The organism is Curtobacterium sp. AB451 (assembly GCF_050585845.1).
Classification (GTDB): Bacteria; Actinomycetota; Actinomycetes; order Actinomycetales; family Microbacteriaceae; genus Curtobacterium.
Genome location: NZ_JBOBQG010000002.1, coordinates 505,942 through 518,124 on the forward strand (window position 1 = coordinate 505,942; position 12,183 = coordinate 518,124).

The 12,183-nt window shown below is 72.0% G+C and carries 14 protein-coding genes and 1 riboswitch; of the genes, 6 read left to right on the forward strand and 8 right to left on the reverse strand.

Annotated features, from left to right (window positions below):
* Positions 1–9: 9 nt before the first annotated feature.
* A complete protein-coding gene (locus ACQXVK_RS06245) occupies positions 10–2,466 on the forward strand; it encodes a GH92 family glycosyl hydrolase (protein WP_430853042.1) in 2,457 nt (818 codons plus the stop codon).
* A gap of 285 nt (positions 2,467–2,751) precedes the next feature.
* The gene (locus ACQXVK_RS06250) at positions 2,752–3,054 is read left to right on the forward strand and encodes a hypothetical protein (RefSeq protein ID WP_430853043.1); all 303 of its coding nucleotides are present in this window, start codon (positions 2,752–2,754) and stop codon (positions 3,052–3,054) included.
* Between the two features lie 5 nt (positions 3,055–3,059).
* Here the strand turns inward: ACQXVK_RS06250 and nagA are convergent, their stop codons facing one another.
* The 8 genes from nagA to clpS form a co-directional block, all read right to left on the reverse strand.
* Entirely contained in the window at positions 3,060–4,190 is a 1,131-nt protein-coding gene (gene nagA, locus ACQXVK_RS06255; RefSeq protein ID WP_430853114.1) for an N-acetylglucosamine-6-phosphate deacetylase, read from the reverse strand.
* An 83-nt stretch (positions 4,191–4,273) separates the two neighbouring features.
* Entirely contained in the window at positions 4,274–4,672 is a 399-nt protein-coding gene (locus tag ACQXVK_RS06260; protein ID WP_022908302.1) for a YrdB family protein, read from the reverse strand.
* A gap of 7 nt (positions 4,673–4,679) precedes the next feature.
* Positions 4,680–5,558 carry a formyltetrahydrofolate deformylase gene (gene purU / locus ACQXVK_RS06265; RefSeq protein ID WP_402266968.1) on the reverse strand — a complete coding sequence of 293 codons (879 nt, stop codon included), beginning with the start codon at positions 5,556–5,558 and terminating at the stop codon, positions 4,680–4,682.
* A 189-nt stretch (positions 5,559–5,747) separates the two neighbouring features.
* A complete protein-coding gene (locus ACQXVK_RS06270; protein ID WP_430853044.1) occupies positions 5,748–7,100 on the reverse strand; it encodes an MFS transporter in 1,353 nt (450 codons plus the stop codon).
* Positions 7,101–7,265: 165 nt separating this feature from the next.
* Positions 7,266–7,691: a MarR family winged helix-turn-helix transcriptional regulator gene (locus tag ACQXVK_RS06275; RefSeq protein WP_430853045.1), complete on the reverse strand. Its 426-nt coding sequence runs from the start codon at positions 7,689–7,691 to the stop codon at positions 7,266–7,268.
* A 12-nt stretch (positions 7,692–7,703) separates the two neighbouring features.
* Positions 7,704–7,829 (reverse strand): hypothetical protein, encoded by a 126-nt coding sequence (locus tag ACQXVK_RS06280; protein ID WP_022906662.1) that lies wholly within the window; start codon positions 7,827–7,829, stop codon positions 7,704–7,706.
* Positions 7,826–8,302 (reverse strand): DUF2017 family protein, encoded by a 477-nt coding sequence (locus tag ACQXVK_RS06285; protein ID WP_430853046.1) that lies wholly within the window; start codon positions 8,300–8,302, stop codon positions 7,826–7,828. The genes ACQXVK_RS06280 and ACQXVK_RS06285 overlap by 4 nt, the downstream gene beginning before the upstream one ends.
* The gene (gene clpS, locus ACQXVK_RS06290; protein ID WP_022906660.1) at positions 8,299–8,586 is read right to left on the reverse strand and encodes an ATP-dependent Clp protease adapter ClpS; all 288 of its coding nucleotides are present in this window, start codon (positions 8,584–8,586) and stop codon (positions 8,299–8,301) included. The genes ACQXVK_RS06285 and clpS overlap by 4 nt, the downstream gene beginning before the upstream one ends.
* 37 nt (positions 8,587–8,623) lie before the next feature.
* Positions 8,624–8,709, forward strand: a riboswitch (ZMP/ZTP riboswitch).
* Between the two features lie 60 nt (positions 8,710–8,769).
* On the opposite strand from clpS, the gene glyA reads away from it, so the two are divergent.
* The 4 genes from glyA (at position 8,770) to ACQXVK_RS06310 (ending at position 12,175) form a co-directional block, all read left to right on the forward strand.
* Positions 8,770–10,053 carry a serine hydroxymethyltransferase gene (gene glyA, locus ACQXVK_RS06295; protein WP_430853115.1) on the forward strand — a complete coding sequence of 428 codons (1,284 nt, stop codon included), beginning with the start codon at positions 8,770–8,772 and terminating at the stop codon, positions 10,051–10,053.
* The gene (locus ACQXVK_RS06300; RefSeq protein ID WP_430853047.1) at positions 10,050–10,973 is read left to right on the forward strand and encodes a tetrahydrofolate dehydrogenase/cyclohydrolase catalytic domain-containing protein; all 924 of its coding nucleotides are present in this window, start codon (positions 10,050–10,052) and stop codon (positions 10,971–10,973) included. The genes glyA and ACQXVK_RS06300 overlap by 4 nt, the downstream gene beginning before the upstream one ends.
* Positions 10,974–11,189: 216 nt before the next feature.
* Positions 11,190–11,642 carry a hypothetical protein gene (locus ACQXVK_RS06305; RefSeq protein WP_022906657.1) on the forward strand — a complete coding sequence of 151 codons (453 nt, stop codon included), beginning with the start codon at positions 11,190–11,192 and terminating at the stop codon, positions 11,640–11,642.
* Positions 11,639–12,175, forward strand: coding sequence for a hypothetical protein (locus ACQXVK_RS06310; RefSeq protein ID WP_430853048.1), 537 nt, complete (start codon positions 11,639–11,641; stop codon positions 12,173–12,175). Before ACQXVK_RS06305 ends, ACQXVK_RS06310 begins: the two co-directional genes overlap by 4 nt.
* The last annotated feature ends 8 nt before the right edge of the window (positions 12,176–12,183 follow it).

The window sequence follows — 12,183 nt, forward strand, 5'->3', positions numbered from 1 at the left end:
GTCGCCGACGTGAACCGTTCCCGCGTGCACCGTCGCCCGCTCCTCCGTCCGCTGCCGCTCGCCGCGGTGGCCACGATCGCCGCGTTGCTCGGGACGGGGATGGTCGCCGCACCGGCGGTCGCCTCGCCCTCGGGACAGGTAGGGCAGGGGACCCGGACCGTCTCCGACCCCGCCCGGTACGTCGACCCGTTCATCGGCACGAGCGGCGACGGCAACACCTGGCCCGGTGCCACCGCGCCGTTCGGCATGCTGCAGTGGAGCCCGACCGGCACCGCAGGCGACCAGACCTCGACCCCGGTCGCGAACGGCTACTCGTACGACGTCGACCGGCTGCGTGGCTTCAGCCTGACGCACCTCAACGGCGCCGGCTGCGCACCTGGGGCCGCGGGTGACGTGCCGATCATGCCCGTCACGACCCCGGTCACGACGTCGCCGTCGGCCGACTCCACCGACGCGGTCTACGCCGCCGGCTACTCGCACGACGACGAGTCCGCGAGTCCCGGTCGGTACAGCGTCGCGCTCGACAACGGCGTCCGCACCGACCTCGCCGTCACGACGCGCGCCGGCGTCGGCGAGTTCGCGTTCCCGGCCGGCAAGGCCGCGAACCTGCTCTTCCGCACCTCGAACTCGATCAACGGCAGCGAGGCCGCGACCACCCGCGTCGACCCCCGTACCCGCACCGTGAGCGGCAGCGTCCTGACCGGCGGCTTCTGCAGCCGCCGTGCGAACGGCGGCGGCGCCACTAACCCGGACCGCCGCAGCTACTACCGCCTGTTCTTCACGGCCACCTTCGACCGGGCGTTCACGAGCACGGGAACGTGGCAGGACGGCACGGTCCAGCCAGGAGGCACGGCCTCCTCCGGTGGGGAGGGGTACCTGACCGGCGCCGACCGCGCCGGACGCGGCTCCGGCGCGTGGGTCGGATTCGACGCGCGTCGCGGTGCAACGGTGCGCGCGCGGATCGGCATCTCGTACGTGAGCGCCGCAGGAGCGATCGCGAACCGCGACGGCGAGGTGACCCCGCGCGCGACCGTCGCCAGCGTGGCGGCCGGCACCCGCGCCTCCTGGAACCGTGAACTGTCGCGCCTGCGCGTCGGGGGCGGCACGACGGACCGGACCACCCAGCTGTACACGTCCGTCTACCACGCACTCATGCAGCCGAACACGCTGAACGACCGCGACGGGCGGTACCTCGGGCCGGACCAGCGGGTGCACCGGATGGACCGGGGCCACCGGGCCGTCTACGGCACGTACTCCGGGTGGGACCAGTACCGCGCGCAGATCCAGCTGCTCGCCCTGCTGCGGCCGGACGTCGCCGGGGACATGGCCCAGTCGATGCTGCGGTTCGCCGAGCAGAACGGCGGTGTGTGGGACCGATGGCTGCACCTCGGTGCCCCGACGCACGTGATGACGGGGGACCCCTCGGCGGCGACGCTCGCCACCTGGTACGCCATGGGGGTCCGGAACTTCGACGTGCGGGCCGCCTACCAGTCGCTGAAACGTCAGGCGACCGTCGAGAACGCCGACGCCGAGAGCGACATCGGCTGCCCGGGACAGTGCCTCGCACAGCGGCCGGCGCTCGACGAGTACCTCGAGCGGCACTACGCCGCGAACGACGACTGCTCGTGCTGGGGTGGCGCTGCCGAGACGCTCGAGGACTCGATCTCCGACAGCGCGCTCGGGTACTGGGCGGGGTCCCTCGGGCTGGGCTCCGATGCGCGGATGTTCGCGGAGCGCGGGACCTACTGGAAGAACACGTTCGACCCGGCCGTCGGGTACCAGGCCGCTCGCCAGGCGGACGGCTCGTGGACGCCGGGCTGGTCGCCCTCGACCGGCACCGGGTTCGCGCAGGGCACGAGTGCGCAGTACACCTGGCTCGTGCCGCAGGACGTGCAGGGGCTGTCGACGGCGTTGGGTGGCGACGACGCGGCGGTCGCGCGACTTGACGCGTTCTTCCATGACAGCACCGGCGCGTTCGCGGTGACCGGCGGCGACCCGACGAAGTTCGACCCGACGAACGAGCCGGACATCCACACGCCGTGGATGTACAACGCGCTCGGGAAGCCGTGGAAGACGCAGGAGACCGTGCGACGGGTCGTCGACGATGCCTACACGACCGGTCCGAGCGGGCTGCCCGGGAACGACGACCTCGGCACGATGAGCGCCTGGTACGTGTTCGCGTCGATCGGGTTGTTCCCGCAGACGCCCGGGCGGGTGGAGATGCTCGTGGGAAGCCCGACGTTCACCACCGTCGACATCCGGCGGTCGAGCGGGGAGCGGATCGCGATCCGCTCGTCGAGCACGGACCCGTTCGTGCACGGTGCGCGGTTGAACGGGCGGACCCTCGAGAAGTCGTGGGTGCCAGCGTCTTTCGTGACCCGCGGTGGCACGCTGTCGCTCCGGGTCGGGGACACCGCGGACACGACGTGGGCGACCGGCGCTCGGGAACGCCCGATCGACCGCTGACCCGGGGTGATGCTCGTCCTTCGGTGGTGCGGTCGGCGGCGGGGTCTGTGCCGCGCGGTGCCGAGTGGCCGTGCGGTCTCCGCGCGCCGACGCTTTCGTCGCCCGCGGCGCAGGTCGAGCGGCAAGCCGACGGGCTTCGGCTTCGTGCTTCCCCCTGCCACGGGAACCAGGGTACGGCGCGCACCGATTGCTCAGAGAGCGTCGACGGAACAGCCGGCACGCTGGCCGGAGGGATCGGGTCCTGATGTGCAGGCCCTACGATCGACCCGACAGAGGGGGACCACCGTGACCGAACTCGCTGACTGGGAGACCGAGGGCGCCAAGGCCCGACCCGCGTCGCCGGACGAGCGGAACCGGGTACCAGCACCGGCCGCGCTCCGCGCCACGACCTGGATCGGGCTGCTGCTGCTCGTCGCGGCGATCTTCGTGCTCGCGGGTGCGTCGTACCTCGGCGTCCGCGAGGATGAGACCGAGTCGCACGCCCTCGCCCGACTCGTGATCGTCGTCGTCATCGGGGTCGGTGTCGCCGTGGTCGGAGCGGTCGCCCTGTTGCTCCGGCTCGTCGCAGGAGCACTCGCCCGGCGGTGACCGGGTCAGCCCAGTTTGCGCCCGCCGCCCCACACCCGCTGCACCTCGAGCGTCGGTGACAGCGCCACGAGGTCGGCCGCGTAGCCCGGCGCGAGCCGCCCCATCCGGTCGCCGAGCCCCAGTGCTGTAGCCGGCACGCTCGTCAGGGCCGCGACGGCCTCGGGCAGCGTCCGTCCGGCGAGCGAGACCGCGTTCCGCAACGCCACGTCCTGCGTCAACGTCGACCCCGCGATGGTGTTCGTTCCGGCGACGTGCGCGACGCCTTCCGTCACGGTGACGTCGAGCGACCCGAGCCGGTAGGAGCCGTCGGCCGCGCCAGCAGCACCCATCGCATCGGTGATGAGCGCCACTCGGCCCGGGGCAGCGCGCAGCAGGGTGTCCGCGACGACCGGGTGCACGTGCACGGCGTCGAGGATGAGCTCGAGCGTCACGCGGTCGTCCGCCACGGCGGCACCGATCGGCCCCGGCGCACGGTGGTGCAGCCCCGGCATCGCGTTGAACGCGTGGGTCAGCAGCGTCGCACCGGCGTCGAACGCGGCACGGGCCTGGTCGTAGGTGCCGACGGTGTGGCCGACGGCGACGGTGACCCCGGCGGCGACGAACCGGCGGACGGCGTCGAGCGCGCCGGGGAGTTCCGGGGCGACGGTGACCTGGCGGATGACGCCCTCGCCGGCTTCGAGCAGCGCCTCGACCGCGGCCGGCGACGGGTCGATCAGGAACGACTCGTTGTGTGCGCCCTTGTTGTGCGGGGAGAGGAAGGGGCCCTCGAGGTGGACGCCGAGCACGAGCGGGTCGTCGGCCATCACCGCGCGGATGCGGTCGAGCGACGCCGTGAGCGCGGGGACCGGGTTCGCGACGAGGGACAGGACCGAGCGGGTCGTGCCGTGTGAGCGGTGCACGGTGAGGGCGGCACCGACGGCTTCGTCCTCGTAGGCGACCCCGCCACCCCCGTGCCCGTGCAGATCGATGAAGCCGGGCACGAGGACCGCGTCGCCGAGGTCGACGACCTCGTCGACCGACGTCGCCGTCGGTCCCTCGGAACCGGAGCCGACCGCGTGGATGCGGTCACCGACGACGAGGACCCAGCCGTCCGCGGTGGAGCCGCCGGCATCGACGACGTGGGCCGACCGGAACAGGGTGCGCCGCGCCTCCTGGCCGACGGACGCGCCGGACGCGGCGGACGCGACGGACGCGCCGGATGCGGCGGACGCGCCGCCGCTCACCGGGTCTCCTTGCGGAACTGCACCACGCCCGACAACGCTGCGACCACGATGAAGACGATCCCGACGACCGGGTGCCCGATCGAGATCCAGGCCGCACCGGCCGCGATCACGAGCGCGACCTCGACGATGGTCTTGCCGACGATGTCCGTCTCGATGGGGGAGCGCGGCGACCGGAACAGGTACCAGACCACCGCGGCGAACACCGGCGCGCCGATCATGAACAGGATGCCCGGCACCGGGAACGGCCACGCGATGTAGCCCCAGTACGCCAGCGAGACCAGGCCGAAGGCGCACACGAGGACGCGGAGCACCGTCCAGCCGTCGAGCCTCCGCGGGCGGATGGCGTGCGGGTCCGGGGTGTCGCCCCAATCGACGGGGGACTGCGGTGCTGACATGCGGTGCCTACTTGAAGATGATGGTGCGGGCGCCGTCGAGGAGGACCCGGTCCTCCGCGATCCAGCGCACTGCCTGGGTGAGCGTGCGGGACTCCTCGTCCTGGCCGATCGACACGAGCTCGGCGGGGTCCTTCGTGTGGTCCACCCGCACGACGTTCTGCTCGATGATCGGGCCCTCGTCGAGGTCGCTCGTGACGAAGTGCGCCGTCGCACCGATGAGCTTCACGCCGCGGGCGTGGGCCTGCCGGTAGGGGTTCGCCCCCTTGAAGCCGGGCAGGAACGAGTGGTGGATGTTCACCGCGCGGCCCTCGAGCGCGGCGCAGAGCTCGGGCGAGAGGATCTGCATGTACCGGGCGAGGACGACGAGCTCGATGTCGTGCTCCTCCACCGCCTGCAGCACGCGGCGCTCCATCTCCTGCTTGCTCGCCGCGTCGGTCACCGGCCGGTGCTCGAACGGCACGGAGTAGAACGACGCGAGCTCCGACAGGTCCCCGTGGTTCGAGAGCACGAGCGGCACCTCGATCGGGAGCTGTCCGCCGCGCTGCCGGTAGAGCAGGTCGTTCAGACAGTGCCCCGCCTTCGACACGAGCACGAGGGTGCGCATCGGCCGGCCGACGAGGTCGAGCTGCACGCGCGCGGTGTAGCGCTCGGCGACGGGGGCGAGGGCGGCCTCGAACGTGGCGCGGTCGACCGGGGCCATCACCTGGAGGCGCATGAAGAACGTGTTCGTGTCGGCGCTCGAGAACTGCTGCGACTCGGTGATGTTCCCGCTCGCGGCGACGACTGCCCCGGAGACGGCGTGCACGATCCCGGGCTGGTCGTCGCAGACCAGCGTGAGGGTCCAGTGCGTGGGGGTCGTGGCGCTCGGGGCGGTCGGGTCGGTCACCGGTTCAGGGTACCGGGATCGGGCTGTCGGGAGGCGCGGTGCGGCCCCGCCGGTCGGGCTGCGGGTGCCGTCGGACCGGATCGTGCGCCGTCGCGCCGGATCGTGAGCCGTCGGGCCGGATCGTGCGCCGTCGGGCCGGATCGTGAGCAGGAATGGTCGGGTGCCGTGGCGCGAGGCGACCATTCCTGCTCACGAAGTGCGGCTCGCGGGCGCGGGGAGCGGCCGCGCCAGCGCCCGGTCGGCGATCGTCAAGACGCTGAGCAGCACCGCGACGCCCACGATCACCCACGCCAGCACGTGCAGGTCCGGCGTCGTCGGAGCCTGGCCGAACACCCCGCCGATCAGCGAGGACGCCGCGATCGCCCCGATGTACACGCTCGTACGGGACAGCCCCGCGGCCGTGCCGATGGACGTCGCTGGGGCGACCCGGTACAGCGCCGCCTGGTTCGACACCGACGCCAGCGCCTGCGGGACCCCGAAGAGCGCCGGTGCCAGCACGAGCAGGAACACGGGCGACCCGGTGTGCAGCAGGAGCAGGAGCAGCCCGCCGACGATCGGCACGACGGCCGCGACGGCGAGCGGCCCCCGCACGGCGGTCTTCCGGGCGATGAGGAACGACGCGACCCCGGCGACGACGGCCGCGGGCAGCTGGATGTACCCGGCGACGTCGCTCGAGTAGCCCGCGACGTCCTGCACCCACTGCGAGAAGCCGTAGGTCATCGTGTACGCGAGCATGTAGACGAGGAACAGGCGCACGTACGTCCGCGAGAGCGCGCCGTTCCGCGCGAGCATCCGGACGTCGACGAACGGTCGCGCCGCTCGGAGCTCCCAGGCCACGAGCGCCACCAGGAGCACGACGGCCGTGCCGAGCAGCCACCAGAGCCCGGCGGACAGGTCGAGCAGGAACACGAGCAGCGCCGAGACGGTCCCCGTCATGAGCAGCATGCCGAACGGGTCGAGCGCGGTGAGGACGGGTACGTCCTCGTCCTCCCGCGGCCGGAGCCGGTCCGACGGCAGCCACATCGCGGACACGACGATCCCGAACACCGCGAGCGGGACGTTCACGAGGAAGATCGCGTGCCACCCGAACGCCGCGATGAGCGCCCCGCCGAGGGGTGGTCCGGCGGCGGCGGACACGAGCGAGGTGATCGAGAGTGCGCCGAGCACGAGCGGCGGGGTGGGCTTGCCGATGCGGGTGGAGTGCTGGCGCAGGGTCGTCAGCGCCGCCGGGTACGCCGACGAGGTCCCGATGCCGATCAGGACGCGGGCGAACACCGCGCCGCCGAACCCGGTCAGGAACTCGGGCACGATGCCCGCGATCCCGACGATGACGAGCCCGGTCAGGAAGACCTTCTTCGGGCCGAACCGGTCGGCGAGCTTCCCCATCGTCGGCTGGGCGACGGCGCTCGCGAGGTAGAGCGCCGCGACGAGCCAGATCGCCTGCGCCGCCCCGATCCCGAGGTCACGGGAGATCGGCGCGAGGGCGACCGACACCATCGTCGTGTTGATCGGGTTGAGCAGCGGCCCGACGAGGACCGGCACGAGGAGCTTCGGGCCGAAGCCGCTGCCCTCCGGGTCGGCCGTGCGGGAGACGGGTGTGGAGGCGGTTGCGGTGGACGTGGCTGGCTGCCTTTGCGACTCGGGTCGCGTCGTGACGGCCAGGAGGCGCGGCTCGCGTCCATCGACGCGGGTCGCCCCTCCTGGTGGTCACGGTTCGACGAGCGGTTCGAGGATCTGGAGGGAGCGGACGACCACGGCGCGGTCGTCGGGGTCGAGCGTCGCGAGGCGCTCGGCGAGGAGGCGGGTCCGGGCGCGGTGGGACTCGGCGCGGGCGGTCCGGCCGGCGTCCGTCGCGGCGACGATGGTCCGGCGGCCGTCGGTCGGGTCCTGCGTGCGGGTCACGAGGCCGAGGTCCTCGAGCGCCTGCACGGTCGCGCCCATCGACTGCGGGCGGACGCCTTCGGCGCGGGCGAGTTCGGCGGTCGTGGTCGCACCGTCACGGACGAGCCGCCCGAGCGCCGCGGACTGGGACGCCGTGACCTCGTCGACCTTGCCGACGAGGGTGGTCCGGCGGATCTTGCCGTACAGCGTCAGCAACTCACCCGCGAGCGCGTCCGAGCCGACTGAATCCATACCGTCACGGTACTACTTCGACAGGCGAACTTGCAAGGCTTCCTTCTGATCGCAGTGCGTGCCACCAGCGCCGTCGTCCGTCGAGAAGGCGAGCAGCGCCTCCAGGTCGTCGCCGACCGGACGGAAGCCGAGGCTCATCGCGTCGCGGTCAGGGTGTCGACCAGGTGCTCCTGCACGTACCCCAGCCAGTCGTAGACGTCCCGCAGTCCGACGCCCGCGTCGGCGGTGTACGACCGTTCCTCGGTCGCGGAGTCCACGATCCCGAGCCGGTCCGCGATGGTCAGCCGCAGGTCGGTCAGGCAGCGCAGCCAGGCCTGCTCGTCCTCGTGGTCGAAGGCGCCGTCACGGGCACCGGTGAGGCACGCGTGCACGGTCGCCGCGTTCGTGCTCTTCCGCGCCACGAGGTCCGACTCGGTCCAGCGTCGGAACTCGGCGCTGGCCTCGGCGTCGTCGCGGTAGGCGTCCGGGAATATCCGTGCCGCGACCGGGTCCGCGGCGAGGTCCCCGCCGAGCACCTGCTGCAGCTGCTCGGTCAGCGACGTGAGCACGCCGCGCTCGCCGGAGGACATGGCGAGGTGCACGCCGTCGGCACGCCGGACGAACGGGATCACGGGGCGGGCGCCCGGTCGACCGAGGCCTGCAGTCCGTAGCCGTGCATCGCCTCGACGTGTGCCTCCATCGCCTCGCGGGGCCCGGTCGCCACGATCGCGCGGCCGTCGTCGTTCACCTGGCGCATGAGCCGCTCCGCCTTCGCCCGCCCGAACCCGAAGTGCGACTGGAAGACGTAGGTCACGTACGACATCAGGTTGACGGGGTCGTCCCAGACCACGGTCACCCAGGGGGTGTCGGAGCGGGTCGTCGTCCGCTCGTCGACGTCGGGGCTGAGCATGGTCATGCCTCCAGGGTGACACGAACCGGTGCGCTCGGTACGATCGTGGGGTCGCGACTGGCGTTGGATGGGTCACCATCGGGGAGCGACACCTGACACGGTGCGCGGCCGTACGCCTGGGCCGCGCCCAACCGTCCACCTCCGTCGTGCACGCGCGCGACGGGACAGACAACGAGGAGTCCCGTGTCCATCACCGATCTGCCCGCTGCGACCACGCAGTCCAGCTTCAACGCCCCGCTCAGCGAGGTCGACCCCGAGATCGCCCGCGTGCTCGAGCAGGAGCTCGGCCGGCAGCGCGACACCCTCGAGATGATCGCGTCCGAGAACTTCGTGCCGCGCGCCGTCCTCGAGTCCGTCGGCTCCGTCCTGACGAACAAGTACGCCGAGGGCTACCCGGGCAAGCGCTACTACGGCGGCTGCGAGTACGTCGACGTCGCCGAGCAGCTCGCCATCGACCGTGCGAAGGCCCTCTTCGGCGCCGAGTACGCCAACGTCCAGCCGCACTCCGGCGCGACCGCGAACGCCGCCGTCCTGCACGCCATCGCCTCCGCCGGCGACACCATCCTCGGGCTCGAGCTCGCGCACGGTGGGCACCTCACCCACGGCATGAAGCTCAACTTCTCCGGCCGCATCTACAACGCGGTGTCCTACGGCGTCGACCCGGAGACCTTCGAGGTCGACTACGACGACATCCGCGCGAAGGCCGTCGAGCACCAGCCGAAGGTCATCATCGCCGGCTGGTCCGCGTACCCCCGCCAGCTCGACTTCGCGAAGTTCCGCGAGATCGCGGACGAGGTCGGCGCGAAGCTCTGGGTCGACATGGCGCACTTCGCCGGGCTCGTCGCGGCGGGCCTGCACCCGTCCCCGGTCCCGCACGCGCACGTCGTGTCCTCGACCGTGCACAAGACGCTCGCCGGCCCCCGCTCCGGCATCATCCTGTCCAACGACGAGACGCTGTTCAAGAAGCTCAACTCGGCCGTGTTCCCGGGGCAGCAGGGCGGCCCGCTCATGCACGTGATCGCCGCGAAGGCCACCGCGTTCCTGCTCGCCGGCACCCCGGAGTTCAAGGACCGCCAGGAGCGCACGCTCCGCGGTGCTCGTCTGCTGGCGGACCGCCTCACGCAGGCCGATGCAAAGGCCGCCGGGATCGACGTCCTGACCGGTGGCACCGACGTGCACCTGGTGCTCGTCGACCTGCGCACCTCCGAGGTCGACGGCAAGCAGGCCGAGGACCTCCTGCACGAGGTCGGCATCACCGTGAACCGGAACTCCGTGCCGTTCGACCCGCGCCCGCCGATGGTCACCTCCGGTGTCCGCATCGGCACCTCGGCGCTCGCCACGCGCGGCTTCGGCGACGCCGAGTTCACCGAGGTCGCCGACATCATCGCGCTGACGCTCATGCCGAACCCGGACATCGAAGCGCTCTCGGCGCGGGTGAAGACCCTGACCGACGCGTTCCCGCTCTACGCGTGAGCGCCGCGCTCCCTCGTGAGCGCTGGGCAGGCGAGGGCAGTGCCGTCCGCATCGACGGCACCGCCCTCGCCGCCCGCACGCTCGACGACCTGAAGGTCCGCATCGACCGGCTGCACGACCACGGGTTCCGCCCCGGTCTCGGCACGATCATGGTCGGGCAGAACGCCGGCTCGGTGTCGTACGTCGCCGGCAAGCACCGCGACTCGGCGCAGATCGGGCTCGACTCGGTCCGCATCGACCTGCCCGAGACCGCGTCGGCCGCCGACATCCGGGCTGCGATCCTGCAGATGAACGACGACCCCCGGGTCACCGCGTTCATCGTGCAGCTCCCGTTGCCGCAGGGCATCGACCCGATCCCGATGCTCGAGCTGATGAACCCGGCCAAGGACGCCGACGGCCTGCACCCGACGAACCTCGGCGAGCTCGTGCTCGCCGTGCCCGGTGTTGCCGGCACGATCGACGCGCCGCTGCCCTGCACCCCGCGCGGCATCGTCGCGATGCTCGAGGCGTACGAGGTCCCGATCCGCGGGCAGCACGTCACGATCATCGGGCAGGGGCTGACGGTCGGTCGTCCGCTCGGCCTGCTGCTCACCCGGCTCGAGGCCACCGCGACGCTGACGCACTCGCTCACCGAGGACGTCGCCGCCGAGTGCCGCCGAGCCGACATCATCGTCGCGGCGGCCGGGGTCGCCGGACTCGTCAAGCCCGACTGGGTGCAGCCGGGTGCGGCGGTCATCGACGTGGGCATCAGCCGCGTGGTGTCGCCGGAGACGGGCAAGGCCAAGCTGCGCGGCGACGTCGACCCCGAGGTCGCCTCGGTCGCGGGCTTCCTGTCGCCGACGCCCGGGGGCGTCGGCCCGATGACCCGCGCGATGCTCATGAAGAACGTCGTCGAGGCGGCGGAGCGCCACCTGCACTAGCCGCGCGCGCGTGCGTGCGTGTGCGCGCCGCGATGTGCGCTTCGTGAGCAGAAATGGTCGGGTCCCGTCGTCGGACCCGACCACTTCTGCTCACGAACCACGTTCGGGAGGCGCGGGTCGGCGCCGCCACATCCGCGCGGGTCCGAGGTGGCCGGATTCGGGGCGACCCTCGGATGGGCGCTTCTGTGACGTCCGGCGCCGCGCTACCGTTCGAGCATGACCACGTCCGTCGCGGAACCCGGAGCGCGCGAGTCGCTCTTCACGAAGGACGCCCGCAAACTCATCTGGATCACACTGCTGTGCCTGTTCCTGCAGGTCCTCGGACAGAACTGGTCCGCCGACCCGCGGCTGCCGGGCAGCACGGACACGCACGAACTCGGCTTCGTGCAGTTCGAAGCCCGGCCGTGGATCGGGTGGGTGCTCCTCACCGTCGGCTTCGCGGTCGGCGGCTTCGTCGTCGGGGTCGCTCGACGGGGAGCCGCACGGTGGGACCAGGACCGCGTGCTCGCACTCGGTCTGACCGGGGTGGTCGGGGTGACCATGCTGGTGTGGGTGCTGTTCATCGTGCAATGGCAGTGGGTGTTCTGGGCCGTTGCGCACGGCGACGTGCACCCCGTCACGATCGGCGACGTCTCGTGGTCGATCCAGCGTCTCGAGGGCGCGCCGTGAGCGTCGACCGCGGTGATCCGGTCTCGCACATGGGGGAGCACATGCAGACCGCACCGGTGATGGCGCACGCCGGACGGAAGCTGCGACCGCGGGCATGGGGCCTCGTGCTGATCGGAGTCGTCGCGCTCCTGTCGTACCCGACGCTCACGATGTGGTCCGCCGCGGCGGAGTACGGCGGGACGGACGGCGACGGGCACTGGATCGACGACGCGGGCAACCTGCTGTCGAGTGCCCCACGCACAGTACAGGTCGAGGGACATCCAGCGCCGGCCGCGATCGCCGTCCTGCTGCTCGTGGTCGTCGTCGGCACGTTCCTCCCGCCGACGCTCGAGCGGCTCGGCAAGCGATCGCTCGGCGACGTCATCCGGTTCGCGGCGTACCTGGCCGTCCCGGTGGTGGTCGTGCTGGGCGTGCTGGTCTACACCGTGTGGCAAGGACACGTCGTGATCGACCAGATCCACCACGAGGTCCTGCACCCGCACGGGTTCCCGTGGGGCGGCGTGACGGTCACCACAGGGCACGCGACCCGCTGACCGGCGGC